The sequence below is a fragment of the Bradyrhizobium sp. B039 genome, assembly GCF_038965675.1.
In the GTDB taxonomy this organism is placed as follows: Bacteria; Pseudomonadota; Alphaproteobacteria; order Rhizobiales; family Xanthobacteraceae; genus Bradyrhizobium; species Bradyrhizobium diazoefficiens.
This window is the reverse complement of record NZ_CP152416.1, coordinates 4,040,247-4,066,344: the sequence shown is the minus strand read 5'-3', so window position 1 is coordinate 4,066,344 and position 26,098 is coordinate 4,040,247. Positions and strand designations below refer to the sequence as shown.

At 66.4% G+C, this 26,098-nt stretch carries 23 protein-coding genes; 12 read left to right on the top strand and 11 right to left on the bottom strand.

What is annotated here, in order from left to right; genetic code table 11:
• The first annotated feature begins 9 nt into the window (after positions 1 to 9).
• The 6 genes from AAFG50_RS18780 to AAFG50_RS18755 all read left to right on the top strand — a co-directional run bounded on the left by AAFG50_RS18780 (position 10) and on the right by AAFG50_RS18755 (position 4,804).
• On the top strand, positions 10 to 660 hold the full coding sequence (locus AAFG50_RS18780) for an amino acid ABC transporter permease (protein WP_028171003.1): 651 nt from the start codon (positions 10 to 12) through the stop codon (positions 658 to 660).
• Complete coding sequence (locus tag AAFG50_RS18775) at positions 647 to 1,375, top strand: amino acid ABC transporter ATP-binding protein (protein ID WP_028171002.1); 729 nt, start codon at positions 647 to 649, stop codon at positions 1,373 to 1,375. The genes AAFG50_RS18780 and AAFG50_RS18775 overlap by 14 nt, the downstream gene beginning before the upstream one ends.
• Positions 1,376 to 1,406: 31 nt before the next feature.
• Positions 1,407 to 2,204, top strand: coding sequence for a transporter substrate-binding domain-containing protein (locus AAFG50_RS18770; RefSeq protein ID WP_028171001.1), 798 nt, complete (start codon positions 1,407 to 1,409; stop codon positions 2,202 to 2,204).
• Positions 2,205 to 2,261: 57 nt separating this feature from the next.
• Positions 2,262 to 2,606, top strand: a complete 345-nt coding sequence (locus AAFG50_RS18765) for a RidA family protein (protein ID WP_011086753.1) — start codon at positions 2,262 to 2,264, stop codon at positions 2,604 to 2,606.
• 63 nt (positions 2,607 to 2,669) lie between these two features.
• Positions 2,670 to 3,698 (top strand): succinylglutamate desuccinylase/aspartoacylase family protein, encoded by a 1,029-nt coding sequence (locus tag AAFG50_RS18760; RefSeq protein ID WP_028171000.1) that lies wholly within the window; start codon positions 2,670 to 2,672, stop codon positions 3,696 to 3,698.
• Between the two features lie 41 nt (positions 3,699 to 3,739).
• A complete protein-coding gene (locus tag AAFG50_RS18755; protein ID WP_028170999.1) occupies positions 3,740 to 4,804 on the top strand; it encodes a LacI family DNA-binding transcriptional regulator in 1,065 nt (354 codons plus the stop codon).
• A 10-nt stretch (positions 4,805 to 4,814) separates the two neighbouring features.
• On the opposite strand, the gene AAFG50_RS18750 is transcribed toward AAFG50_RS18755, so the two are convergent.
• The 3 genes from AAFG50_RS18750 to guaB form a co-directional block, all read right to left on the bottom strand.
• The gene (locus AAFG50_RS18750; protein WP_028170998.1) at positions 4,815 to 5,123 is read right to left on the bottom strand and encodes a hypothetical protein; all 309 of its coding nucleotides are present in this window, start codon (positions 5,121 to 5,123) and stop codon (positions 4,815 to 4,817) included.
• A gap of 163 nt (positions 5,124 to 5,286) precedes the next feature.
• Positions 5,287 to 6,309: an NADP-dependent oxidoreductase gene (locus AAFG50_RS18745; RefSeq protein WP_162185863.1), complete on the bottom strand. Its 1,023-nt coding sequence runs from the start codon at positions 6,307 to 6,309 to the stop codon at positions 5,287 to 5,289.
• Positions 6,310 to 6,599: 290 nt separating this feature from the next.
• Positions 6,600 to 8,093, bottom strand: a complete 1,494-nt coding sequence (gene guaB / locus AAFG50_RS18740; protein WP_011086749.1) for an IMP dehydrogenase — start codon at positions 8,091 to 8,093, stop codon at positions 6,600 to 6,602.
• Positions 8,094 to 8,500: 407 nt separating this feature from the next.
• Here guaB and AAFG50_RS18735 point away from each other — a divergent pair, with 407 nt between their 5' ends.
• On the top strand, positions 8,501 to 9,991 hold the full coding sequence (locus AAFG50_RS18735; RefSeq protein ID WP_011086748.1) for an MFS transporter: 1,491 nt from the start codon (positions 8,501 to 8,503) through the stop codon (positions 9,989 to 9,991).
• 153 nt (positions 9,992 to 10,144) lie between these two features.
• Here the strand turns inward: AAFG50_RS18735 and AAFG50_RS18730 are convergent, their stop codons facing one another.
• Entirely contained in the window at positions 10,145 to 10,831 is a 687-nt protein-coding gene (locus AAFG50_RS18730) for an RlmE family RNA methyltransferase (RefSeq protein ID WP_011086747.1), read from the bottom strand.
• A gap of 1 nt (position 10,832) precedes the next feature.
• Positions 10,833 to 11,906, bottom strand: coding sequence for a Ppx/GppA phosphatase family protein (locus AAFG50_RS18725; RefSeq protein WP_011086746.1), 1,074 nt, complete (start codon positions 11,904 to 11,906; stop codon positions 10,833 to 10,835).
• 216 nt (positions 11,907 to 12,122) lie between these two features.
• On the opposite strand from AAFG50_RS18725, the gene AAFG50_RS18720 reads away from it, so the two are divergent.
• Positions 12,123 to 14,495 carry a xanthine dehydrogenase family protein molybdopterin-binding subunit gene (locus tag AAFG50_RS18720; protein WP_028170996.1) on the top strand — a complete coding sequence of 791 codons (2,373 nt, stop codon included), beginning with the start codon at positions 12,123 to 12,125 and terminating at the stop codon, positions 14,493 to 14,495.
• Positions 14,496 to 14,595: 100 nt separating this feature from the next.
• Here the strand turns inward: AAFG50_RS18720 and AAFG50_RS18715 are convergent, their stop codons facing one another.
• Positions 14,596 to 15,396 (bottom strand): hypothetical protein, encoded by an 801-nt coding sequence (locus tag AAFG50_RS18715; RefSeq protein ID WP_028170995.1) that lies wholly within the window; start codon positions 15,394 to 15,396, stop codon positions 14,596 to 14,598.
• Positions 15,397 to 15,502: 106 nt separating this feature from the next.
• On the opposite strand from AAFG50_RS18715, the gene AAFG50_RS18710 reads away from it, so the two are divergent.
• The 3 genes from AAFG50_RS18710 to AAFG50_RS18700 all read left to right on the top strand — a co-directional run bounded on the left by AAFG50_RS18710 (position 15,503) and on the right by AAFG50_RS18700 (position 19,012).
• Complete coding sequence (locus AAFG50_RS18710) at positions 15,503 to 16,006, top strand: YaiI/YqxD family protein (RefSeq protein WP_028170994.1); 504 nt, start codon at positions 15,503 to 15,505, stop codon at positions 16,004 to 16,006.
• A 2-nt stretch (positions 16,007 to 16,008) separates the two neighbouring features.
• On the top strand, positions 16,009 to 17,820 hold the full coding sequence (locus AAFG50_RS18705; protein ID WP_028170993.1) for an ATP-binding cassette domain-containing protein: 1,812 nt from the start codon (positions 16,009 to 16,011) through the stop codon (positions 17,818 to 17,820).
• Between the two features lie 112 nt (positions 17,821 to 17,932).
• The gene (locus AAFG50_RS18700; RefSeq protein WP_028170992.1) at positions 17,933 to 19,012 is read left to right on the top strand and encodes a D-TA family PLP-dependent enzyme; all 1,080 of its coding nucleotides are present in this window, start codon (positions 17,933 to 17,935) and stop codon (positions 19,010 to 19,012) included.
• Here AAFG50_RS18700 and AAFG50_RS18695 read toward each other — a convergent pair.
• A complete protein-coding gene (locus tag AAFG50_RS18695; RefSeq protein ID WP_028170991.1) occupies positions 19,009 to 19,911 on the bottom strand; it encodes a LysR family transcriptional regulator in 903 nt (300 codons plus the stop codon). The two genes, AAFG50_RS18700 and AAFG50_RS18695, sit on opposite strands and share 4 nt — an antisense overlap.
• Positions 19,912 to 20,003: 92 nt before the next feature.
• On the opposite strand from AAFG50_RS18695, the gene AAFG50_RS18690 reads away from it, so the two are divergent.
• A complete protein-coding gene (locus AAFG50_RS18690; RefSeq protein ID WP_028170990.1) occupies positions 20,004 to 21,221 on the top strand; it encodes an MFS transporter in 1,218 nt (405 codons plus the stop codon).
• Between the two features lie 30 nt (positions 21,222 to 21,251).
• Here AAFG50_RS18690 and AAFG50_RS18685 read toward each other — a convergent pair whose 3' ends face one another.
• The 4 genes from AAFG50_RS18685 to AAFG50_RS18670 form a co-directional block, all read right to left on the bottom strand.
• The gene (locus AAFG50_RS18685) at positions 21,252 to 22,484 is read right to left on the bottom strand and encodes an NAD(P)/FAD-dependent oxidoreductase (RefSeq protein WP_028170989.1); all 1,233 of its coding nucleotides are present in this window, start codon (positions 22,482 to 22,484) and stop codon (positions 21,252 to 21,254) included.
• A 144-nt stretch (positions 22,485 to 22,628) separates the two neighbouring features.
• The gene (locus AAFG50_RS18680) at positions 22,629 to 23,546 is read right to left on the bottom strand and encodes an SDR family NAD(P)-dependent oxidoreductase (protein WP_011086737.1); all 918 of its coding nucleotides are present in this window, start codon (positions 23,544 to 23,546) and stop codon (positions 22,629 to 22,631) included.
• Positions 23,547 to 23,690: 144 nt separating this feature from the next.
• A complete protein-coding gene (locus AAFG50_RS18675) occupies positions 23,691 to 24,170 on the bottom strand; it encodes a MaoC family dehydratase (RefSeq protein WP_011086736.1) in 480 nt (159 codons plus the stop codon).
• 132 nt (positions 24,171 to 24,302) lie between these two features.
• A complete protein-coding gene (locus tag AAFG50_RS18670; protein WP_028170988.1) occupies positions 24,303 to 26,021 on the bottom strand; it encodes an AMP-binding protein in 1,719 nt (572 codons plus the stop codon).
• Positions 26,022 to 26,098 lie beyond the last annotated feature (77 nt).

Here is a 26,098-nt window from a genome sequence, read left to right as displayed (position 1 = left end):
GGGATAGCGATGCGATCCTTCACCCTCATCGATTTCGTCTCGCTGTTCGCGGCGCTGCGCTGGACCGTCGCGCTGGTCGTGCTCGCGCTCGCCTTCGGCGCGCCGCTGGCGCTCGGGCTCGCCATGGGCCGCATCAGCCGCTTCGCCGGCTTGCGCTGGACGATGGCGGCGTGCATCCAGGTGATCCAGAGCGTGCCGCTGCTCGGGCTGCTGTTCTTCTTCTATTTCGGCATGCCGGTGTTCTTGGGCATCCAGGTGCCGGCGCTCGTCGCCGTGACCGTCGCCTACACGCTCTACACCGCCGCCTTCCTTGGCGAGATCTGGCGCGGCGGTCTGGAGGCGGTGAAGCAGGCGCAATGGGAGGCCGGCGCCTGTCTCGGCCTCTCCGCCTGGCAGCAATTCCGCCACATCATCGCGCCGCAGGCGCTGCGGCTGTCGCTGCCGCCGACCGTCGGCTTCCTGGTGCAGCTCATCAAGGGCACCTCGCTCGCCTCGATCCTCGGCTTCGTCGAGCTCGCCCGCGCAGGCCAAGTGGTGAGCGCGGCGACGTTCCAGCCGCTGCTCACCTACGCGCTGGTCGCCGCGATCTATTTCGCGCTGTGCCTGCCGCTCACGCTTTGGTCCCGCTCCCTGGAGGCCCGCCTCGATGGCTCTCGTTGAAATCCGCGACGTGCACAAGACATTCGGCAAGGTCGAGGTGCTCAAGGGCGTCTCGCTCGACGTCGAGGAAGGCGAGATCGTCACGATCATCGGCCGCTCGGGCTCGGGCAAGTCGACGCTGCTCCGCTGCATCAATGCGCTGGAGAGCGTCGATTCCGGCGAGATCCGCGTCGAGGGCGAGCGGGTCCATACGAAGATGCCCGACCTCAAGAAATTCCGTCAGCGCGTCGGCATCGTGTTCCAGGCCTTCAACCTGTTTCCGCATCTGAAGGTCGAGCGCAACATCACGCTGGCCCCGCTGCTCACCGGCCGCATCGACAAGGCCCGCGCACGCACGCTGGCCCAGGACGTGCTCACCCGCGTCGGCCTTGCCGAGAAGATCGACGCCTGGCCCGAGCAGCTCTCCGGCGGCCAGCAGCAGCGCGTCGCGATCGCGCGCTGCCTCGCCATGGCGCCTCACCTCATGCTGTTCGACGAGGTGACCTCCGCGCTCGATCCTGAACTCGTCGGCGAGGTGCTTAAGGTGATGGAGGCGATGGCGAAGCAAGGCATGACCATGATCCTGGTCACCCACGAGATGGGCTTTGCCCGCAACGTCGCCAACCGCATCGTCTTCATGCACCAAGGCCGCGTCTGGGAACAGGGGCCGCCGGCAAAACTGTTCGCCAACCCTGAGACCCCCGAGCTCGCCAGCTTCATCGCCTCCGCGAAATGATCATCCAGCCATCCGCCACCAGGAGAGAGTCATGAGACAACTGAAATCCCTCTTTGCGATCGCAGCCACGGCACTCGCAGTGCTCGCCGCGCCGAACCTCGCACACGCCGACAAGCTGCAGGATGTGCTCGGCTCCGGCAAGCTGCGCGTCGGCATCCTGACCGATGCCGCGCCCTGGGGCTTCAAGGACGACAAGGGTGAGATCGCGGGCTTAGATGCCGATCTCGCCCGGCTGATCGCCGCCGACATGGGCGTGAAGCTCGAGCTCGTGCCGGTGACCGGCGCCGCGCGCATCCCGAGCCTGCTCTCCGACAAGATCGACATGCTGATCGCGGGCCTCGGCGCCACGCCCGAGCGCGCCCAGCAGGTGATGTTCTCGCAGCCCTATGCGGTGGTGAATCTCGGCGTCTACGGCGCGAAGTCGCTGCCCGCCGCGACCGGCAAGAAGCCCGACAATCTCGACGGCCGCAGCGTTGCGGTGGCCAAGGGCTCGACGCTCGACGTCTGGCTCACCGACAACGCACCGAAGGTGAAGCTGGTGCGCTTCGAGGACACCCCGGCCGCGCTCGCCGCATTCCTCGCCGGACAGGCCGACACCTTCGCCGAGAACAGCGCCATTGCGCTGAAGGTGCAGGACCAGAACCCGACCAAGGAGGTCGAGTTGAAATTCCTGATCCGCCAGTCGCCGGCCCATGTCGGCGTGCGCCAGGGCGAGCAGAACCTGCTCAACTGGATCAACACCGATATCTTCTTCAACAAGCTCAACGGCAAGCTCGGCGCACTTCAGCTGAAATGGTTTAGGGAAGAGCAGTCGCTGCCGACGCTGTAAGTTCAAAAGCGGCTCCCGCGCCCGCGCGGGAGCCGCTTTTCACAAGGAGACTTCGAGATGATCAAACGTTACGTCGTCGGCTCGCGCATGAGCCAGGCCGTCGCCGCCGGCGGCATGGTGCATATCGCAGGTCAAGTTGCGGACGACCGCAAGGCCGGCATCGTGTCGCAGACGCAGCAGGTGCTCGCCAAGATCGACGCGCTGCTCAAGGAAGCCGGCACCGACCGCTCCAAGCTGATCGCGGTCAACGTCTTCCTGCCGCATATCACCGACTTCGACACCATGAACTCGGTCTACGATTCCTGGATCGATCCGGCCAATCCGCCGGCGCGCGCCTGCGTCGAAGCCCGTCTCGCCGATCCCGATTTGCGCGTCGAGATGACCGCGGTCGCCTTGCTGTAAACGCGGCGCTCTTCCTTCAACCTTCGGCCGGCTTCGGCGACGACGCGGCCCTCAGGGCATCCCATGCATACCGGACTTTTCCACGAGATCGATTTCGAGAAGGACCAGAAATGGTCCGGCCATCTAGGCATTCCCTTCTCGATCGATCGATCGCCCTACTTCCAGCTCAAGATCCCGATCTTCCGGATCAAGAACGGCGCCGGCCCAAAACTTCTCTTGATGGCCGGCAATCACGGCGACGAATACGAGGGCGAGATCACGCTGACGCGGCTGTATCGCCGGCTCGATGCCAAGGCGGTCAAGGGCGAGATCACCATCCTGCCCTTCGCCAATCTTCCTGCCGTGATGGCGGCGCGACGGCGCTCGCCGCTCGACGAGGGCAATCTCAACCGCGCCTTCCCGGGCGATGCCGGGGGCACGCCGACGTTCCGCCTCGCGCACTTCCTCGAGCACGAGCTGTTTCCGCGCCATGACGTCGTCTTCGACATCCATTCCGGCGGCACGTCGATGGCGCACGTGCCCTGCGCCCTGATCGAGCGGCAGGGACCGCCCGAGATGTTCGGCCAGGCACTGCGCCTGATGGAAGGATTAGGGATGCCCTTCGCCTTCGTCGCCGAGAACGGCGCCGCTGCGCCGACCTCGATGGCGGCGGCCGCGCGCGCCGGCGCGATCGGACTGTCAGGCGAGTTCGGCGGCGGCGGCACCGTCACGCCGCAGACGATGGCGTTCACCGCGCGCGCCGTCGACCGGCTGCTGCTCGCGCTCGGCATCGTCCAGGCCCCGGTGCTGGGGCCGCACGCGCCGGTCGAGCGTGCCACCGAGTTGCTGGCGCTGCAAAGCCATGCGCAGGCGGTGTTCGCGACACGGCGCGGCTGGTTCGAGCCCGCCGTCATGGTCGGCGCGCGCGTTGCGGCCGGCGACGTCGCCGGCTGGTATCATGATTTCGAGCGGCCGGAGCTGCCGGAGGAAGTGTTGCGCTTCCCGGCCGATGGCATCGTGATCTCGCAGCGCCTGCACACCGACAGCCAGAGCGGCGACTGCCTGGTCCAGGTCGGCCGGGCGCTGTCGCGCGACGAGCTGCCAGCGCGCTGAGCTTTGGAGACGATAGCGACTTCGACTACCCTCGGGATTCGATGACCGATCCGGCAAAGCCGAGCTATGACGACGTGGTGCGCATTCCGGCGCCGCCCGGCCGCGCCAGCGCGACCGGACGGCCGCCGCGCATCGCGGAGGTGGCGGAGCGCGCCGGGGTATCGCCGATCACGGTGTCGCGGGTGCTGCGCCACCCCCAGAAGGTCAATCGAAAGACCCGCGAGCGCATCCTCGAAGTGATCGAGGCAACCGGATACGCCTCCAACCCGCATGCGCGCGCGCTGCGCTCGGGCCGCTCGAACGTGGTCGTCGCCTTCGTCTCCAACATCCTCAGCCAGCAGTTCGGGCTCGCCGTGCGCAGCTTCGCGGCCACGCTCGAGCCGGAAGGATTCGAGGTGCTCGTCGGCCAGACCTCCTACTCCTATGTCAAGGAAGTCGCGATGATCCAGTCGCTGCGCGGCATCCGCCCCGCCGCGGTGATGTTCACCGGCGTGATCGAACTCGAGGAAAATCGCGCCGCGCTTGCGGAGCTCGGCATTCCCGTGATCGAGACCTGGGCCTTTCCGCGCGATCCCATCGACATGCTGGTCGGCCTGCCCAATGCGGATGCCGGTGCGATGGCGGCGCGCAGGCTGGCTGAGGCCGGACATCGCCGCGTCGCTTTCATCGGCCGCAGCAGCGGCCGCGGCGCGCTGCGCCGCGACGGTTTTCGCGCGGCAGCGGCGCAGCTCGGCCTCGAGATCGTCCACGAGATCGGCGTTGGCGAGATCACAGGCCTCATAGACGGCCGCGCCGCCTTCACCGCCCTGCTCGATCGCGGCGACCGCGTCGATGCCGTGTTCTGCGCCAACGATCTGCTCGCGACCGGCGCGCTGATCGAGGCCCGCGCGCGCGGCCTGTCGGTGCCGCGCGATCTCGCCGTGCTCGGCTTCGGCGACAACGACGTCGCCGATCAGATCACGCCCGGCCTCACCACCATCTCGTTCGATGCGGCGGCCGTGGGGCGCATCGCGGCCGAACTGCTGCTGGCGCGCCTGTCGGGCACGCAGCTTGCCGAACAGCGGCTCGCCGTCGACCTGTCCCTGATCGAGCGCGGCAGCGTCTGAGGATTGCGGCTTACGCGACGCTCTTGAGGTCCTGCTGGATCGCAGCCAGCAAGGATTCCAGCGCTGCGCTGTTCACCGGCCTCGCCTCGGCCATCTCGGGCTGTACGTTGGCGGACTGGACGCCGGCGGGCTGCGCAGCTTTGAGCGGACGCTTCGGGAACGGCGGCGGTGTCGGCATCGCGGGCCGGGTCAAATCGCCCTCGTCCTCGGCATGAACGAACTTGCCATGGATGACGTCGTCGCGGCGGCCCATGACGAACATGGTCGTCCAATAGCCGGCGGCCAAAAGGATTACGCAGAAAACACTGATCTCTAACATCGCAACACCCAAAATATGCGCGATGATTCAATGCCTTCGCTCGCCGGTCAATGAACCGGCGGTCACACCTGCGGCTTTTGCGGGCCGGGTGTGACCTTTTGGTGACTCTTTCTTAACCATCCACCGCCCGGAGGGCGTCGGCGGCGCAACCAGGCCCTCGCTATCAGGCCTTATCTTGCCCGACCCGCACCAGCTGCTTGCCGAAATTGGCGCCCTTCAGGAGCCCCATGAAGGCACCGGGGGCGCTCTCCAGGCCCTCGGTGACGAACTCCTTGTATTTCACCTTGCCGTCGCGGACCCAGGTGGACATGTCGCGCAGGAAGTCGCCATGGCGCGCGGCGAAGTCGGAGACGATGAAGCCGCGGAAGGTCAGCCGCTTGGTCAGGGTCGCGCGCATCATGCTGGCGGCCCATTTCGGCGGCTTGGCCTCGGTGTCGTTGTAATGGGCGATCAGGCCGCAGACCGGCACGCGCGCGAACGGATTGAGCAGCGGGAACACCGCTTCGAACACGGCGCCGCCGACATTCTCGAAATAGACGTCGATCCCCTTCGGGCAGGCGTCCTTCAGCTTGGCCGCAAGATCGGGATCGCGGTGATCAATGCAGGCATCGAAGCCGAGCTCCCTCACCACGTAGTCGCATTTGTCCTTGCCGCCCGCAATTCCAACCGCCCGCGCGCCCTTGATCTTGGCGATCTGGCCGACGGCGGAGCCGACTGCACCGGAGGCACCGGCGACGACGACAGTCTCGCCTTCCTGCGGCTTGCCGATGTCGAGCAGGCCGGTATAGGCGGTCATGCCGGGCATGCCGAGCACGCCGATCGAGGTCGAGATCGGACCGAGCTTGGGATCCACCTTGATCAGGCCCTTGCCGCTGGAGATCGCGTGCGTCTGCCATCCGGTACGGGCTCGCACGATGTCGCCTTTGGCGAAGTCCGGGTTGTTGGACGCCGCGACCTCGCTGACCGCCTCGCCCTCCATCACGCCGTCGATCGGCACCGGCGCGGCATAGGACGGACCGTCACTCATGCGGCCGCGCATATAGGGATCGAGCGACAGCCAGATCGTGCGCAGCAGGACTTCGCCCTGCCCCGGTGTCGGGACAGCGAATTCCTCAATGCGGAAATCGGACGGCTTGGGTTCGCCGACGGGACGCGCGGCGAGAACGATGCGTTTTGCTTGGGACATCATGGCTTCCTCCTGAATGCTTGTTGCAGTCATTTAGGAGGTAGGTGGGAATGAAGCAAATCCCACATTCGCTGTCATCGCGAAAGCGGGCGATCCAGTAGTCCAGGGGCGGCTGTGATTGAACCGAGAAGCCGCGGCGTACTGGATTCCCCGCATTCGCGGGGAATGACACCGTCATTGAGGCGAGCGCGCAAACCACTCATTGTCATTCCGGGGCGATGCGAAGCATCGAACCCGGAATCTCGAGATTCCGGGTTGCCTTCGCGCCCCCGGAATGACGGCAGAGGCGACTAACCCCCGCCCGGATAGTTCGGGCTCTCGCGGGTGATCGTGACGTCGTGGACGTGGCTTTCGCGCAGGCCTGCACCGGTGATGCGGACGAACTGCGCCTTGTCGTGCAGCTCCTTCATGTCCTTTGCGCCGACATAGCCCATCGCGGCGCGCAGGCCGCCGGCGAGCTGGTGCATGACGTGGCCGACCGCGCCCTTGTAGGGTACCTGGCCCTCGATGCCTTCAGGCACGAGCTTGAGCGTGTCCTTGATGTCCTGCTGGAAATATCGGTCCGCCGAGCCGCGCGCCATTGCGCCGACCGAGCCCATGCCACGATAAGCCTTGTAGGAACGGCCCTGCCACAGGAAGACTTCGCCGGGCGTCTCGTCGGTGCCGGCGAGCAGCGAGCCGACCATGGCGATGTCGGCACCGGCGGCGAGTGCCTTGGCGAGGTCGCCGGAGAACTTGATGCCGCCATCGGCGATGACGGGAATGTCGGCCTTCTTTGCAGCCTCCACCGCATCCATGATCGCGGTGAGCTGGGGAACGCCGACGCCGGCGACGATGCGGGTGGTGCAGATCGAGCCGGGGCCGATGCCGACCTTGATGCAGTCCGCGCCAGCATCGATCAGCGCCTGCGCGCCTTCGGAGGTCGCGACGTTGCCGGCGACGACCTGCACAGAGTTGGACAGACGCTTGATGCGGTTCACTGCGTGCAGCACGTGACGGGAATGGCCGTGCGCGGTGTCGACGACGACGAGGTCGACGCCGGCGTCGATCAGCCGCTCGGTGCGCTCGAAGCCGGTGTCGCCGACGGTGGTGGCGGCGGCAACGCGAAGGCGGCCCTGCGCATCCTTGCAGGCGAGCGGATGGGCGACCGCCTTTTCCATGTCCTTCACGGTGACGAGGCCGACGCAGCGATATTGCTCGTCGACCACGAGCAATTTCTCGATGCGATGCTGGTGCAGCATCCGCCGCGCCTCGTCCTGGCTGACATTCTCGCGCACCGTGACGAGGCCTTCATGCGTCATCAGCTCGGAGACTTTTTGCCGGCGGTCGGTGGCGAACCGCACGTCGCGGTTGGTGAGGATGCCGACCAGCTTGCCCGGCGTGGACTTGCCCGCGCCGGTGACGACGGGAATGCCGGAGATGCCGTGATCGCTCATCAGCTTGAGCGCATCGTCGAGCGTCGCCTCGGGGCTGATGGTGAGCGGGTTCACCACCATGCCCGACTCGTAGCGCTTGACCTGGCGTACCTGGGCGGCCTGCCCTTCGGGGTCGAAATTGCGGTGGATGACGCCGAGGCCGCCGGCCTGCGCCATGGCGATCGCCATGCGGGCCTCGGTGACGGTGTCCATGGCGGAGGCCATGATCGGGATGTTGAGCGGAATGGCGCGGGTGACGCGGGAGCGGATGTCGACCTCGCCCGGCATGACGTCCGAGAGGCCTGGCTTCAACAGCACGTCGTCGAACGTAAGGGCTTCGCGGATGCCTTGAACTTGCACCGTGGCCATCTGCCAACTCCTTCCTGCGGCCCTGCCGCAAATAGCTATGGATGAGCGCCGCCCTCGGCGTACCTTGCGGCATCGCCGGAGAATCGGAGCCCATCGGTGGGGTTGACGCGGGTCGATAGCACGGCCGCGTGACGAATCAAAGCAAATCGAGCCGCTGGCCAGCCATGCACAGGCTTTTTACCCAAATTCAGCGGGGATAGCCGGGCGGCGGCGACCCCTCGTCATTCCGGGGCGCGACCAAGGGCGCGCCCCGGAATGACGAGGGAGCGAGTGCAACCGCCGTCGAGGGTCACATGGTTATTACCCAGGATTTAGGTGCCATGCGTTGATCCGCAATGGTCGCCGCCGGGCGGCGGTGTTAAGCCGCAAGCCTCGCCCTTCCTTCCGATTTTCGTTACCAATCCGTCATGGTCGACAAGCAACGCGTCATTCCGCTGATCGTGGCCACTGCTCTCTTTATGGAGAACATGGACTCGACGGTGATCGCCACCTCGCTGCCGGCGATCGCGGCCGACATCGGCACCAGCCCGCTGACGCTGAAGCTCGCGATCACCTCCTATCTGCTGTCGCTCGCGGTGTTCATCCCGGCGAGCGGCTGGACCGCGGACCGGTTCGGCGCGCGGATGGTGTTCGCGATCGCGGTCGGCGTCTTCATGGTCGGCTCGGTCGGCTGCGCGCTCTCGACCTCGGTCACGGATTTCGTGTTCGCGCGCATCCTCCAGGGCATGGGCGGGGCGATGATGACGCCGGTCGGGCGCCTCGTGCTGCTGCGCTCGGTGGACAAGAGCGCGCTGGTCAATGCGATGGCCTGGGTGACGGTCCCTGCCCTCATAGGCCCTGTGATCGGCCCGCCGCTCGGTGGTTTCATCACGACCTACGCGTCCTGGCACTGGATCTTCCTGATCAACATCCCGATCGGGCTGCTCGGCATCTTCATGGCCTTGCGCTTCATCGATCCCATCAAGAGCGAGGAACGCGAGCCGTTCGACCTCTACGGCATGGTGCTCGCGGGGATCGGGCTCGCCGGCATCGCCTTCGGCCTGTCGGTGGCCGGCCTCAACCTGCTGCCCTGGAGCACGGTCGCCGCGCTGATCGCCGGCGGCGCGATCTCGATGACGCTCTATGTCATTCATGCCCGGCGCACGGGATCGCCGGTGCTGGACTTCTCGCTGCTGACCTTGCCGACGCTGCGTGCGGCCGTGCTCGGCGGCTTCCTGTTCCGCCTCGGCATCGGCGCGCTGCCGTTCCTGCTGCCGCTCCTGATGCAGATCGGCTTCGGCCTGTCGCCGTTCCATTCGGGCCTCGTCACGTTTGCTTCCTCGCTCGGCGCCATGGGCATGAAGACGCTGGCGGCACGCATCATCCGCACCTTCGGCTTCCGCAATCTGATGACGGTGAACGCGATCGTCAGCGCGTTCTTTCTCGGCGTCTGCGCGCTGTTCACGGTGACGACGCCGTTGCTGATCATCATGGTGATCCTGGTGGTCGGCGGCTTCTTCCGCTCGCTCGAGTTCACCGCGATCAACACGGTGGCCTATGCCGAGGTCGAGACTGGGCAGATGAGCCGCGCCACCACGCTCGTCAGCGTCAACCAGCAGCTTGCGGTCTCCGCCGGCGTCGCCGTCGGCGCAGCGTCCGTCGAGACGACGATGTGGCTCAGCCATGTCAGCGAGCTCAACGCCACCGTGTTCGCGCCGGCCTTCGTCGTGGTCGCGCTGACCTCGGCGGCGTCGAGCTGGTTCTTCTGGCAGATGCCCGCCGACGCCGGCCACGAGATCTCCGGCCGCAAGGCGACCGAAATCGCGAGCCGCAAGGGCGCCGGCAAGGGCGCGGCCAAGGCCGCCGTGAAGGCAGCGACGGAGGATACGCAGGACGTGCGCGACCAGCGGCTGGGATAAAAAACGCGCTCCGTCATTCCGGGGTGATGCCACGGGACCGCGCAAGCGCGGCCCGGAGCATCGAGCCCGGAATCCATTGTGCCGCAAGAGTCCTGGGAGAAATGGATTCCGGGCTCGCCTCTTCGAGGCGCCCCGGAATGACGGAGTTCGTTGCTACGCCTTCGCCCCGCCGCGAAACCCGGTCGCCAGCACGTAACGTTCCGACGAATCCTGCCGGCTCGCCGCCGGCTTCACATGGCGCACGGTGGCGAAGTCGCGCTTGAGTTGGGCGAGCAGATCGGCATCGGCGCCGCTCTGGAACGTCTTGGCGAGGAAGGTGCCACCGGGCTTGAGCACGTCGCACGCAAACGCCGCCGCGGTCTCGATCAGGCCGACGATGCGGAGCTGGTCGGTCTTGCGGTGACCGGTGGTGTTGGCGGCCATGTCGGACATCACGACATCGGCGCCGCCCCCCAGCATCGCGGTAAGCTTTGCCGGCGCGTCATTGTCCATGAAGTCGAGCTGCGCGAACTCGACGCCGGCAATCTCGGGCATCTCCAAAAGGTCGATCGCAACGACCTTGCCCTTGCCGTCCACCGAGCCGACCCGCTTGGCGGCGATCTGGCTCCAGCCGCCCGGCGCGGCCCCAAGATCGACCACGGCCATGCCGTGCTTCAGCAGCCGAAACTTGTCGTCGATCTCGAGCAGCTTGAATGCCGCGCGCGAGCGATAACCCGCCGCCTTGGCTTTCGCCACATAGGGATCGTTGAGTTGCCGCTCCAGCCACAGCTTCGACGACAATTTGCGCTTGCCGCCGGTCTTGACCTGGACGTGCAAGCGGCCGGTGGTGTCCTTGGCCATCTCACCAGCTCCTGAGCGCGCCGTCCTCGCGCATCATCTCGACCAGCATGCCTTCGCGCAGGCCGCGGTCGGCGACGCGCAGGCGCGGCAGCGGAAAGGCGCGGCGGATCGCGTCGAGGATGGCGCAGCCCGCAAGCACGAGATCGGCGCGCTCGACGCTGATGCAGCTGTTGTTCGCGCGCTCCTCGTAGCTCATGCCGAGCAGCTTGTTGATGGTCGCGGTGATGTCGGAATCGTTCATCCAGATGCTGTCGATGCGGCGACGGTCGTAGCGCGCCAGATTGAGATGGATGCCGGCGAGCGTCGTCACCGTGCCTGAGGTGCCGAGCAGGTGCATGTCGGCGAGATCGACGCCGTGCTGTTCGGCGAACGGCGCAACGTGGTGTGCGACCTCCCGCTCCATCGCGTCGTAGATCTCCGGCGTCACGTCGCGGCCGCCGAACTGCTCGGCGAGCGTGACCACGCCGAACGGGATCGACATCCAGGCCTTGATGCGCGGCTCCGGATTTTCCGGATCGCGCTCGATCCGCACCAGTTCGGTCGAGCCGCCGCCGATGTCGAACAGGATCGCGCCGCGCCCCCTGGGGTCAACCAGCGGCGAGCAGCCGAGCACGGCGAGCGATGCCTCGGTCTCACGGTCGATCACCTCGAGCTCGATGCCGGTCTCGGCCGCGACGCGGCTGCGAAAACCCTCCGCGTTCGAGGCCGCGCGGCAGGCTTCGGTCGCGATCAGCCGCAGCCGGCGCGCTTTCCGCAAGTTGATCTTGTCGCGGCAGATGCTGAGCGCCGCGATGGCGCGCTCGATCGCGGCCTCGCTGATGGAGCCGGTCGCCGAGACCCCCTCGCCGAGCCGGATGATGCGCGAGAAGGAATCGACCACGCGAAAGCCGTCGCTGGTCGGACTGGCGATCAGGAGCCTGCAATTGTTGGTTCCGAGGTCCAGCGCCGCGTAGACGCCGGTTCCCGGCGCTTGCGCGGCGACGGCCGGTTCAGTGGCCAACGCCACCGCCGCCATCGACCCCTCGAGCTCACCGTGCGGCCCATGGCCGTCGCGGAGCCGCGTGTGGTCATTCATACAAACTGTCTTTCCGCGGCCCGCTGGGGCCGAGCTGGAATTGCTTTTTCGCCTGAAACATTAGCAGCGCGGCAGGCCTGCGCAACAACGCATCACATGGCACCATGCCCATTCGTGCGTTGTCGTGAACGGGACCGTGGGTTATTTTTGAGGGGTCCGGCCCCCCCCCAAGCGCCCCCCCAAAACGCGCAATTGCCGGCTTTTCAGGTCAATTCCATGCAAGAACACACCAAATCGTCCACGCTCGAAAACGCTATTGCACTGCAAAAATACGGCGTCGGGCAGCCCGTCCGCCGCAAGGAGGACGACACGCTGGTGCGCGGCAAGGGCCGCTACACCGACGATTTCAACCTGCCCGGCCAGGCCTACGCCGTGGTGGTCCGCTCGACCCACGCCCATGGAATCATCCGTGGCATCGGCCTCGATGCCGCCAAGGCGATGCCGGGCGTGCTGGGGGTCTGGACCGGGACGGACCTCGATGCCGCCGGCTACGGCCCCTTCACCTGCGGCCTGCCGCTGAAGAGCCGTGACGGCTCGCCCCTGCTCCAGACCAACCGCCAGCCGCTGGCGACCGACAAGGTTCGCTTCGTCGGCGATCCCGTCGCCTTCGTGGTGGCGGAGACATTGGCCCAGGCGCGCGATGCGGCCGAGGCGGTCGAGCTCGATATCGAGCCGCTGCCGGCTGTGACCGACCCCGAGGAGGCCGCCAAGCCCGGCGCGCCGCAGCTCTACGACCACATCCCGAACAACGTCGCGCTGGACTACCATTATGGCGACATGGAGCAGGTGAACGCGGCCTTCGCCAGCGCCGCTCACATCACCAAGATCGACATCGAGAACACCCGCGTCGCCGTGGTCTCGATGGAGCCGCGCGTCGGGCTCGCCTCCTACGACAAGAAGGCCGAGCGCTACACGCTCCAGGTTCCGACGCAGGGTGTCGCCGGCAACCGCGCCAACCTCGCCAAGAACCTGAAAGTGCCGAACGAGAAGGTGCGCATTCTCACTGCCAATGTCGGCGGCTCCTTCGGCATGAAGAACATCAACTACCCCGAATACATGTGCATCCTGTACGCGGCCAAGGCGCTGGGACGGCCGGTGAAGTGGCTGGACGAGCGTTCGACCAGCTTCCTGTCGGACAGCCACGGCCGCGCGCAAAAGATCCATGCCGAGCTCGCGCTCGACGCCGAGGGGCATTTCCTCGCGGCCAAGCTCGAAGGCTACGGCAATCTCGGCGCCTACATCACCGGCGTTGCGCCGGGCCCGCTCTCGCTCAACACCGGCAAGAACTTTTCCAGCGTCTACCGCACGCCGCTGATGGGCATCGACATCAAGACGGTGCTGACCAATACCACGCTGATGGGCGCCTATCGCGGCGCCGGCCGGCCCGAGGCGAACTACTACATGGAGCGGCTGATCGATCGCGCCGCCGACGAGATGGGCATCAACCGGCTGACGATGCGCAAGCGCAACTTCATCAAGCCGACCCAGATGCCGTTCCCGGCGTCCTCCGGCGTCACCTATGACAGCGGCGACTTCCAGGCCGTCTTCAACAAGGCGCTCGAAATCTCCGACCACGAGAATTTCGCCAAGCGCAAGAAGGAGAGCAAGAAGGCCGGCAAGCTGCGCGGCATCGCCGTCGGCTCCTATCTCGAGGTCACGGCGCCGCCGAGCCCCGAGCTCGGCAAGATCGTGTTCGATCCCGACGGCAGCGTGCAGCTCATCACCGGCACGCTCGACTACGGCCAGGGCCACGCCACTCCGTTCGCGCAGGTTCTGTGCGAGCAGCTCGGCGTGCCCTTCGAGAGCGTCAAGCTGGTGCAGGGCGACAGCGACATCGTCCACACCGGCAACGGCACCGGCGGCTCGCGCTCGATCACCGCGAGCGGCATGGCGATCGTGGGAGCTGCCAAGCTCGTGATCGAGAAGGGCAAGCGCGCCGCCGCGCACATGCTGGAGGCGTCCGAAGCCGACATCGAGTTCGAAGGCGGCAGCTTCACCATCACCGGCACCGACCGCAGCATCGACATCATGGAGCTCGCCAAGAAGCTGCATGACGGCAAGGTGCCGGACGGCGTGCCTGATAGCCTCGACGTCGATCACACCAGCGAGCCGGTGCCCTCTGCCTTCCCGAACGGCTGCCACGTCGCCGAGGTCGAGATCGATCCCGATACCGGCGTGGTGCAGATCGTGCGCTACAGCGCGGTGAACGATTTCGGCACGGTGATCAACCCGCTGCTGGTCGCAGGCCAGCTCCATGGCGGCGTCGTCCAGGGCATTGGACAGGCGCTGATGGAGCACGTCCGCTACGACGAGAGCGGCCAGCCGATCACGGGCTCGCTGATGGACTACGCCCTCCCCCGCGCCGAGGACGTGCCGTTCATGACGGTCGGCGATCACCCGGTGCCGGCCACGACCAATCCGCTCGGCAGCAAGGGCTGCGGCGAAGCCGGCTGCGCCGGCAGCCTGTCGACCGTGGTGAACGCCGTGCTCGATGCGCTCTCCGACCACGGCATCAAGCACATCGACATGCCGCTGACGCCGGAGCGCGTGTGGCGTGCGATCCAGGATGCGAAGGGCAAGGCGGCGTAGGAGTTGTTTGTCGTTCCGGGGCGATGCGAAGCATCGAACCCGGAACCTCGAGATTCCGGGTTCGGTCCTGCGGACCGCCCCGGAATGACGACGCTGGATGTTACGCCGCAGCCTCCTCGCGCGGCTGGTAGATCGCGGTGTGCTGGCAATGCGCCAGCGGTGTCGTGCCGTTGGCGACGACCAGCGCGTCGAGCTCGACGAAGCGGTGGCCCTTCTTCTCGTAGTTCGCGGTGACCTTGGCCCGCGCAACGATCTCGTCGCCGGCGCGCGCGGGCGACAGCAGCTGCATGCGGCTGCCGACGTGGATCCACGGGCCCAAAATGGTATTGTCGACGAGGACGCGATTCATCACGCGCTGGATCAGGCCGGGATGGCCGAGCCCCTCGCGCGCGAAGATCGGATCGGTTTCCCTGATATCGGCGAGATAGTCCGCGGCGGCCTGCCCGATCCATCGGCGCGGCTCTGTGCCAAGCCATTTGCCGGTCTCGAACGTCGCCGGGCTGACCGGCTTGCGCTCAGCGACCGCGGGGACCGCGAGATAGTCGCTCAAATCCACCGCAGGCGCAGCCGCCGGCAGCGAGGCCGTCCCGGTGGCGCAGAGCTCGGTACGGCTGAACACCTCGATCGTGAGCAGGCCATTGTGCTCGGTCGCATCGACATCGGCCGTCTCGCCGTCATAGACCGGCTTGATGAAGCGGGCCTCCACCAGTCCGCGGGTGAGGAAATCGCGGCCCCAGCGCGCCAGCGGCACATGCATCATGTAGGCGAAGACGTCGACGCCGGGCACCAGCCCGCCCGAGAAGCCGAAGCGGCGCGCCACCTTGTCGTCATGCATCTTGTTCTCGGATTGTTTGGCGGTGTTGTAGGCCTCGACGCGGTAGGTTTCGAGCCGGTTCGGCATGGCTGGCCTTCCCCAAAATTCCTGTTGTTTCGGATCGATCGTAGGCCCCGGGGAACACCGGTCAATCCCCTCGCCTTTGCGGCCCGAATGGGGTACCACCCCGCCAATGACTGACACGCCCACCCGCATCTATGTCGACGCCGACGCCTGTCCGGTGAAGGACGAAATCTACCGCGTCGCGCTCCGGCACGGCGTGCCCGTAAGCGTGGTGGCTGGCAACTTCATCCGCGTGCCGCAGGACCCCTTGATCGAGCGCATCGCGGCGGGAGCCGGCATGGATGCCGCTGACGACTGGATCGCCGAACGCGCCAGGCCCGGCGACGTCGTCGTCACCTCCGACATTCCGCTCGCCAGCCGCTGCGTGAAGGCGGGCGCCGACGTGATCGCGCCGAACGGCAAACCGTTCACCGAAGAGTCGATCGGGATGACGCTGGCGGTACGTAATCTGATGACGGATTTGCGCTCGGCAGGCGAAGTCACCGGCGGCCCGCGATCGTTCGCGCCGCGCGACCGTTCGACGTTCCTCTCGGCGCTCGACCAGACGCTGCGCCGGATCCAGCGGCGCCGCACCGATGCGGCCGTAACGAGCCAGAATTCAAGTCAGGTCTGACGATGGCGCCGCCGCTGATCCAACTCAAGGACATCAAGCTGACGTTTGGCGGCACGCCGCTCTTGAACGGCGTCGAGCTCAACGTTGCGACTGGCGAGCGGGTCTGCCTGATCGGCCGCAACGGCTCGGGCAAATCGACATTGCTGAAGATCGCAGCCGGCCTGGTCGAGCCCGACGGCGGCACGCGCTTCGTGCAGCCGGGCGCCACGATCCGCTATCTGCCGCAGGAGCCTGACTTCGGCGACCACAAGACCACGCTCGCCTATGTCGAGGCGGGACTTGCGCCCGGCGACGACCAGCATCAGGCGCGCTATCTGCTCGAGCAGCTCGGGCTGACCGGCGACGAGAACCCGCACAACCTCTCCGGCGGCGAAGCTCGCCGAGCCGCGCTCGCATGTGTGCTTGCGCCCTCACCCGACATCCTGCTGCTGGACGAGCCGACCAACCATCTCGATCTCTCCACCATCGAGTGGCTGGAGCAGGAGCTCGACAGCCGCCGCAGCGCGCTGGTGCTGATCAGCCACGACCGCCGCTTCCTCACCAACCTCTCGCGCTCGACCGCCTGGCTTGACCGCGGCCGGATCAAGCAGATCGACCGCGGCTTTGCCTCGTTCGAAGCCTGGCGCGACGAGGTGCTGGCGGAAGAAGAGCGCGACCAGCACAAGCTCGACCGCAAGATCGTCGACGAGGAGCACTGGCTGCGCCACGGCGTCTCCGGCCGGCGCAAGCGCAACGTCAAGCGGCTTGCCAATCTGCACACGCTGCGCGACCAGCGCCGCAACTATCGCGGCACCGCCGGCGGCGCCAATCTCGCAGCCGCCGAGGCTGAGCAGTCCGGCAAGCTGGTGATCGAAGCCAAGGGCATCACCAAGGCCTACGGCGAGCGCAAGATCGTCGACAATTTCTCCACCCGCATCCAGCGCGGCGACCGGCTCGGCATCATCGGGCCGAACGGCGCCGGCAAGACCACGCTGGTCAATCTGCTCACCGGCGGCATGCAGCCTGACAGCGGCACCGTGCGGCTCGGGGCCAATCTGGAGATGGCAACCCTCGACCAGCACCGTGAAAGCCTCGACCCCAAATCGACGCTGGCGGAGGCACTGACCGGCGGCCGTGGCGACCAGATCATGGTCGGGGGCAAGCCGAAGCATGTCGTCGGCTACATGAAGGACTTTCTGTTCGCGCAGGAGCAGCGCGGCACGCCGCTGGAAGTGCTCTCCGGCGGCGAACGCGGCCGGCTGATGCTGGCGCGCGCACTGGCCAAGCCCTCGAACCTGCTGGTGCTGGACGAGCCAACCAACGATCTCGACCTCGAAACGCTGGACGTGCTCGAGGACATGCTCGGCGACTACGAGGGCACCGTCATCCTGATCAGCCATGACCGCGACTTCCTCGACCGCGTCGTCACCTCGGTGATCGCGCCTGAGGGCAACGGCAAATGGATCGAATATGCCGGCGGCTACAGCGATATGCTGGCGCAGCGCGGCGCGGACTTGAAGCGCGAGACGGCGAAGGCGCAAGTCCCCGCGGAGAAGAAAGAGGAGCGGATCGCTATTCCCGCTGCCGCGCCAAAGCGGCGATTGAGCTTCAACGAGAAGCACGCGCTGGAAACACTTCCGAAGAAGATGGAGACGTTGCAGGCCGACATCGCCAAGCTGCAACGCGTGCTCGACGATCCCAACCTCTACACCAAGGATCGCAAGACATTCGACGACACCTCCGCCGCCATCGCCAAGGCGCATGACGAATTGTCCGCCGCCGAAGAGCGCTGGCTCGAACTGGAAATGCTCCGCGAAGAAATCGAACAGGCTTGAACCGTAGGATGGGTAGAGCGAAGCGAAACCCATCGACACTTGCCCGGTTGCTGCAAATGATGGGTTTCGCTGCGCTCTACCCATCCTACAGGACCGAATATAGAGACATCACATGACCACTCCTCTCGCCGCCAAGATCGCCCGTGAATACGGCACCCCCTGCGCCGTCATCGACATGGACAAGGTCGAGCGCAACATCGCGCGGATCCAGAAGGCCTGCGATGACGCGGGCGTCGCCAATCGCCCCCACATCAAGACGCACAAGAACCCGACCATCGCGAAGATGCAGGTGGCGGCGGGCGCGAAGGGCATCACCTGCCAGAAGCTCGGCGAGGCCGAGATCATGGCCAATGCCGGCATCAACGACATCCTGATCAGCTACAATCTGCTCGGCGAAGAGAAGATGGCGCGGCTCGGCGCGCTGCAGGCGAAGGCGAACATGACGGTGGCCGCCGACAATTCGACGGTCGTTGCCGGTTTGCCCAAGGCGGCCGCAGCATCAGGCCGTCCGCTCTCGGTGGTGGTCGAATGCGATACGGGCCGCAAGCGCGCCGGCGTCGAGACGCCGGCCGAGGCGATTGCGCTGGCGCGCGAGATCGCAGGGTCCAAGGGGCTCGAATTCGCCGGCTTCATGCTCTATCCGACCGAGACCGGCTGGGCCGACGCGCAGAAATTCTACGACGAGGCGCTGGCCGGCGTGCGCGCGCACGGGCTCGATGCAAAGATCGTCTCGACCGGCGGCACGCCGAACCTCGTCAATCTCGGCAAGCTCAAGGGCGGCACCGAGCATCGCTTCGGCACCTATATCTACAACGACCGCATGCAGGTCGCGGCCGGCTCCGCCACCTGGGACGACTGCGCGCTGCACATCTATTCGACCGTGGTGAGCCGCGCCGCGCCCGAGCGCGGTATCCTCGACGCCGGATCCAAGACGCTGACCACGGACACCGGCGGGCTCGACGGCCACGGCCTGATCCTGGAGCACCCAGAAGCCAAGATCGCGCGCTTTGCCGAAGAGCACGGCTTCCTCGACCTCTCCCGCAGCAACACGCGCCCGAACGTCGGCGACGTCGTGCGGATCATTCCCAATCATGTCTGCGTCGTCGTCAACATGATGGACGAGGTCGTGATGGTGCGTGGCGAGGAGATCATCGGCACGCTGCCGGTGGCGGCGCGGGGGAAGCTGCGCTAACTCCCGATCAGCGCCTGGAGCTCCCGGTCCAGTCCATCGCGGAACAGCTTGATCGGCCGCTCCAGACGGCCGGCGGGCGCACGATGGACCATCCAGGCGCGCACGGCGGGCTTGAAGTCGCGCGCCACCACCGGCTTGAGCTTGTCGCGAAACGCGCTGCGTTTCAGGGCGATCGGAGTGACCAGCCCGACGCCGAGGCCGCGCGACACCAGCGACAGGCGGAGCTCGCTGTCCAGCGCTTCCACGGCGATGCTGAACGGCAGATGCTCCGCGTCGAATTTTCGTTTCAGCGAGTCGCGAAAGCCGCAACCGTCCTGGTTGATCACCCACGACAGCTGCGACAGCCGTTCAAGATCGACGATGCGCGGGATCTTCATGTCGCGCGCAACGACGAACACGACGGGCTGCGCGCCGAGATCGTCGGCGGCGAGATCGGAAGGCGGGACCGCGCCGTCGGGCAGACAGATCGCGGCCGCATCGAGCTCGTTGCGGCAGACACGCTCGAGCTGGTTCGGCGACCAGCCGGAGACGACACGCACGGCCAGCGCGGGAAATTCGGCACGCACCGCGTCGAGCGGTCCGGTCAGCCCCGCCTCCGAGAGGAACGGCGTCAGGCCGAGCCGGAATTCGCCGCGCACCACGCCGTCATTGGCGACCCCTGATTTGAGATCGTCCAGCATCCGGAGCAGGCGCCGGCCCTGCTCATACGCTTCATGGCCCGCCGCGGTCGGTTTCAGCGGCTTGGAGAGCCGGTCCAGAAGCTTCGCCCCCAGCATCTCCTCGAGGTTCTGGATACGCCGCGTCACGCCGGGCTGCGTGAGATTGAGGCGCGCCGAGGCCGCCACGATCGATCCGGTCTCGACTACCGCAACAAACGCCACAAGGTCATGGGTGTTCATAACTAACTCGCATATTCTTTATAGACTTATTTGAATTGTAGCATATTAGACCCGCGGCTTAAAGGGACCTGCACTGAGCCCCGCGAGGTCCCATGACGATTTCAGAAACCCCCACGCTTGCGTCGCGAAACCAACTCGCCGAACGGCCCCTGATCTGGCTTGGCGCCATCACTGCCGGTGTCGTCGTCACCAACCTGTTCGCGCCGCAGATCCTGCTCGGGCAGATCGGGCGCTCCTTGTCCATGCCGGCGTGGCAGGCGGGCCTGATCAGCACGTTGACGCTGCTCGGCTATGCCCTCGGCCTGTTGCTGCTGGTGCCACTGGTCGATCTCGTCGAAAACCGGCGCGTCATCCTGCGCACGCTCGGCTGCGCTATCCTTGCCGCGCTCGCCACGGCGTTTGCGCCGAAGCCGTTCCTGCTCTTGCTTGGCACCTTCGCCCTCGGCGCCTCCTGCGCGGCGATTCAGATGATGGTTCCGCTGGTTGCGTCAATGGTGGCGCCGGAGCGGCGCGGACAGGCCATCGGCGAGGTGATGAGCGGATTGATGATCGGCATTCTGCTGTCGCGGCCTGCGGCGAGCCTGATCGCCGATCTCTGGAGCTGGCGCGCCTACTACGTCGTCTCCGCCGCCCTGATGGCGCTGCTGGCCGGCGCGCTCGGCCGCTACCTTCCAGTCCTGCAATCGCCAGCGCGCGCAAGCTACGGCGAATTGCTGCGCTCATTTCCCAGGCTGCTGCGCGAAGAGCCCGTGCTGCGCGTGCGCGCCTGGACCGCATCGCTGGTCATGGCCTCCTTCACCGCCTTCTGGTCGGCGGTCGCGCTGCGACTGCCGGAGGCGCCGTTCGGCCTCGATGCCAAGGGAATTGCCGCTTTCGCGCTGATCGGCGTCGTTGGCGCCGCCGCGACGCCGATGGCCGGCCGGTGGGGGGATAGGGGATGGGCACGCTCGATGTTTGTTGCGGCCCATCTGCTCATCATCGGCTCGCTCGCGCTCTGCGCCTGGGCCGGCGCGCTGGAGTCCCGCATTGCCGCCCTCCTCGTGCTCAGTCTGGGCACCATCCTGCTCGATGTCGGCATCACCACCGACCAGACGCTCGGCCGCCGGGCCATCAACCTGTTGCGGCCCGAGGCACGCGGCCGCATCAACGGCCTGTTCGTCGCGCTGTTCTTCATCGGCGGCGGTGTCGGTGCCGCCGCGGCATCGCTGGCATGGACCCTTGGCGGCTGGACGATGGTCTGCGCGGTGGCGGCGAGTTTTGGGGTGCTCGGCCTGGTCACGGATCTCGTCAGCCGGACGGGGACGTCATGAGCGCCTCTATCAGCGAGCCTCGACAGGGTTCTATGAGCGCTTCAGGCACCCCAGCACACCCCTGCCCGCGGCAGCGCCGGTCGCGAACGACGCCTGCAGCAGATAGCCGCCGGTCGGCGCCTCCCAGTCCAGCATTTCGCCGGCGGCGAACACGCCCGGCAGCTTGCGGATCATGAAGTCCGCGTCGAGCTCGTCAAACGAAAGGCCGCCTGCAGTCGAGATCGCGCGATCGATCGGGGCAACGCCGGTGAGCTGAACCGGAATTGCGTTGATCAGGTGTGCGAGCTCGGCCGGCGAGAACGATGCCAGCGGCCGGCCGGATGCGATCGCGGCCTCCTGCATCAGGCCGATCCCGACCGGCGATACTTGCGCGGCCTTGCGCAGGAAGTTTGCGAGCGATTGCTTGCCGCGCGTACCTGACAGGCGCGTGGTCAGCGCGGCGGCGGCGAGGTCGGGCCGCAGTGCGATGGTCAGCGTCGCCTGCCCGATCCCCAGCACCGCCTCGCGCAGCTCCGCCGACAGCGCGTAGATCGCGCCGCCTTCGATGCCGCTGCGGGTGATCATCGCTTCGCCGCGCACCGTGTGTGCACCGATCGTCAGCGCCACGCCCTTGAGCGGCTGGCCCTCGAAACGGTCACGGAACAATTCGGACCAGGCGACGGTGAAGCCGGAATTGGCCGGCCGCAGCTTTGAGATGGCAATGCCGTTGGCCGCAAGGATATCGACCCAGCCGCCGTCCGACCCGAGCCGCGGCCAGCTTGCGCCGCCGAGCGCAAGCACCGTGGCATCGGCCGCAACGACGGAGGCGCCGCTCCGGGTTTGGAACAACAGCCGCCCTTCCCCATCCCATCCGGTCCAGCGATGGCGAAAGGCGAACCGTACGCCGCTGGCGTCCAGTCGCCGTAGCCAGGCGCGCAGCAATGGCGAGGCCTTGAATGCCTTCGGAAACACGCGGCCGCTGGTGCCGACAAAGGTCGGCTCGCCCAGCGCCTCGCTCCAGGCGCGTAGCGCGTCGGGTGGAAACGCTTCGATCGCGGCCTGCAGCTTCGCCGCCGCCTCGCGATAGCGCGGCATGAACTGCGGCAGAGGCTCGCTGTGAGTGAGGTTGAGCCCGCCGCGGCCCGCCATCAGGAATTTGCGGCCGGCGGATGGCATCGCGTCGTAGACGGTGACGCGCGCGCCACCCTGCGCCAGCACCTCGGCCGCCATCAGCCCGGCCGGACCTGCGCCAATGATGGCAACGTGGGATTCGGGTGCGGTCATGGTGGGAATTTAGGCCAGATTCTAGCGCCCAGCTCGTCGTTCCAGGGCGCGCCTTCTTGGGCGCGAACCCGGAATCCATTAGACGACGGATTCTGAGGCACGATGGATTCCGGGTTCGCGCTACGCGCGCCCCGGAATGACAACTCAGAGCTTGATGCCGGCCCTGGCCGCGGCCTGCGCAACATACTTCTGCGTCTGCTCGAAGGCGCCCTGCAAAGCCTTCGCCTTCGACATGTCGCTGATCTCGGCGAAATGCGCGGCGACCGCGTCCGGCGTCCATTCGGACTCCGGCAGGTTGATGCCTTCGCTCTCGACAATCTTGATCACGGCGAAGGAGCCGGCACCGGCGCCCATGATGGTGCGGGTGGGCGCATCCTCACTGAGCATGTACTCGACAGCGGGCGTGATCGCGTTCGGCTTCATCAGTTGCAGCGCCTGCGGCGGCAGCAGCTCTTCGGTCATGCGGGTCGCCGCGGTCGGCGAGATGATGTTGACGCGGATGTTGGTCTTGCGGCCCTCTTCCGCCAGCACGTTCATCAGGCCGACCATGCCGGACTTCGCCGCGCCGTAATTGGCCTGGCCGAAATTACCGTAAAGGCCGGAGGACGACGTGGTCAGCACGATGCGGCCGTAGTTGCGGTCGCGCATGCCGGCCCAGGCCGCCTTGCAGCAGTAGAAGGTGCCGACGAGGTGCACGTCGAGCACCTTCTGGAAATCGGCCGCCTCCATCTTGCCGAACGACTTGTCGCGCAGGATGCCGGCATTGGCGCACAAGAGGTCGACGCTGCCCCATTCCTTCGTGGCACGCTCGACCATCGCGGTGACCTGCTCGAAGTTCGAGACGTCGGCACCGTCGGCCATCGCGGTGCCGCCGGCTTTGCGGATCTCCTCGACCACGGCTTCCGCCGGCGACAGCGAGCCACCAGTGCCGTCGCGCGCGCCGCCGAAATCGTTGACCACGACCTTCGCGCCGCGGCTGGCCAGTCCCAGCGCATGCGCCCGTCCGAGGCCATTGCCCGCGCCGGTGACGATGGCGACGCGTCCGTCAAACCTGATTGCCATTGTGCTTCCTTTCTTCCTTCTCCCCTCGTGGGAGAAGGTGGCGCGAAGCCACCCTCTCCCACAGGGGGAGTGGGTAAGAGCGCTCCGCGAGAGATCGGACAGCTTTTGAGCAGCGTTGAAGGACCGGGTCAAGCCCGGCCAGACCTACGCGAAATAGATCAGGCCCAGCCACTCGGCGACCAGCGCCGGCTTGTCCTCGCCCTCGATCTCGACAGTGACATTGGTGCGGGACTGCAGCTCGTTCGGCTTGCGCAGCTTGGCTTCCGCCAGCACGAAACGGCCACGGACGCGCTTTCCCGAGCGCACCGGCGAGATGAAGCGCAGCTTGTCGAAGCCGTAATTGACGCCCATCGTGGTGCCGGCGATGACCGGCATCACCTCATAGGACATGATCGACAGCAGCGACATGGTCAGGAAGCCGTGCGCGATGGTGGTGCCGAACGCGGTCTCCTTCTTTGCCCGTTCAGGGTCGACGTGGATGAACTGGTGATCCTCGATCACGTCGGCATAGGTGTCGATGCGGGGCTGGTCGATCAGGTGCCATGACGACACGCCGATCTCCTTGCCGACCATGGCCTGATAGGCGTCCAGCGTAATCGGCGGCTTCTTCCAGACTTCGTTCATTGATAGCTCCAGATGGCGTCATTCTGGGGCGATGCGCAGCATCGAGCCCGGAATCCACTGTGCCACAGAGTTTGTCGCCGAATGGATTCCGGGTTCGCGCTCCGCGCGCCCCGGAATGACGAAGGTACCCACTTAACTCTCGCTCCGGGTTTTCGGCAGCTCCGGAAAATCCTCCTCGCGGAATTCCCGGCCACGCAGCGGATCGCCCCGATCATCGTCGCGCTCGAGACGTCGTAGCTGCACGCGGCGGATTTTGCCAGAGATCGTCTTCGGCAGCTCGGTGACGATTTCAAGGCGGCGGATGCGCTTGAACGGCGCAAGTCGGGTGTGCAGGTGCTTGAAGATCGAAAGCGCCGTCTCCGGTGTTCGCTCCGACCCCGAAGTCAGCAGCACGAACGCCTTGGGGATTGCCAGCCGGATCGGATCCGGGCTCGGCACCACGGCAGCCTCGGCGACGAGTTCATGCTCGAGCAACACGCTTTCCAGCTCGAACGGACTGATGCGGTAATCGGACGATTTGAACACGTCGTCGGAGCGGCCGACGAAGGTGAGATAACCATCTTCGTCTTCGAACACGACGTCGCCGCTGCGATAGAGTGCGCCCTCGGCACCCGAGAGCTTGCCGTCGTCGCCCTGATAGCCCTGCATCAGGCCGGCGGGACGGTTCGCCCCGAGCACCAGCGTCACCTCGCCTTCCTTCGCCGGGTTGCCGTCGGCATCGCTGACCTGCACGCGATAGCCCGGCAGCGGGCGGCCCATCGAGCCGACCTTGATGTTTTGCCCCGGCGAGTTGCCGGCAAGCGCGGTGGTCTCGGTCTGGCCGTAGCCGTCGCGGATGGTAAGGCCCCAGGCCGCCTGCACCTGGTCGATCACCTCGGGATTGAGCGGCTCGCCGGCGCCGCAGACCTCGCGCAACGCGACCTTGAACGAGGCAAGGTTCTCCTGGATGAACAGCCGCCACACGGTCGGCGGCGCGCATAGCGTGGTGACACCGCAGCGGCCGATGGTGGCGAGCAGCGCCTTCGCATCGAAGCGCGGCTGGTTCACCACGAACACGGTGGCGCCCGCGTTCCACGGCGCGAAGAAGCAGCTCCAGGCGTGCTTGGCCCAGCCGGGCGAAGAGATGTTGAGATGGACGTCGCCGGGCTTCAGCCCGATCCAGTACATGGTGGAGAGATGGCCGACGGGATAGCTGCGCTGGCTATGCAGCACCAGCTTCGGCTTTGCCGTGGTGCCCGAGGTGAAATAGAGCAGCATCGGGTCGTCGGCGTGGGTGGGGCCGTCGGGCACGAAGCTATCCGGAGCCTCTGCCGCCTCATCGTAAGCGAGCCAGCCATCGGAGGCCGCGCCGACCACGATGCGGACGACATTCTCTGCACCGAGGCTCGCGAACTTCGCGACCTGATCCTGCGCGGCCACCACGGCCTTCGCCTTGCCGCGATCGAGCCGGTCGCGCAGCTCGTCGGCGGTGAGCAGCGTGGTGGCGGGGATGACGACGACACCGAGCTTCATCGCAGCGAGCATGGTCTCCCACAGCGGAACCACATTGCCGAGCAGCAGCAGGAGATGGTCGCCACGCCTCAGGCCCTGCGCTCGGAGGAAGTTGGCGACCTGGTTGGAACGGCGCGACAGCGCCGCGAAGGACAATTTCGTCTGCCGGTCCTGTGCGGCATCGACGATCCAGAGCGCGGGGCGATCCTTGCTCTCCGCATTCGCCGCCAGCTCGGCGTCGAACCAGTCGAGCGCCCAGTTGAAGGGGGCCGGATCGGGCCAGCGGAAGCCTTTGACCGCCGCCTCGTAATCCGTGCGGTGTTGTAGAAGAAACGCGCGCGCTTCCTGAAATGTCGTCATGGTCCGGGCCCGTCCAATTGACCTGCGAGCGTAGCCCGGATGGAGCGGAGCGCAATCCGGGGCCGGCTACGCAATTG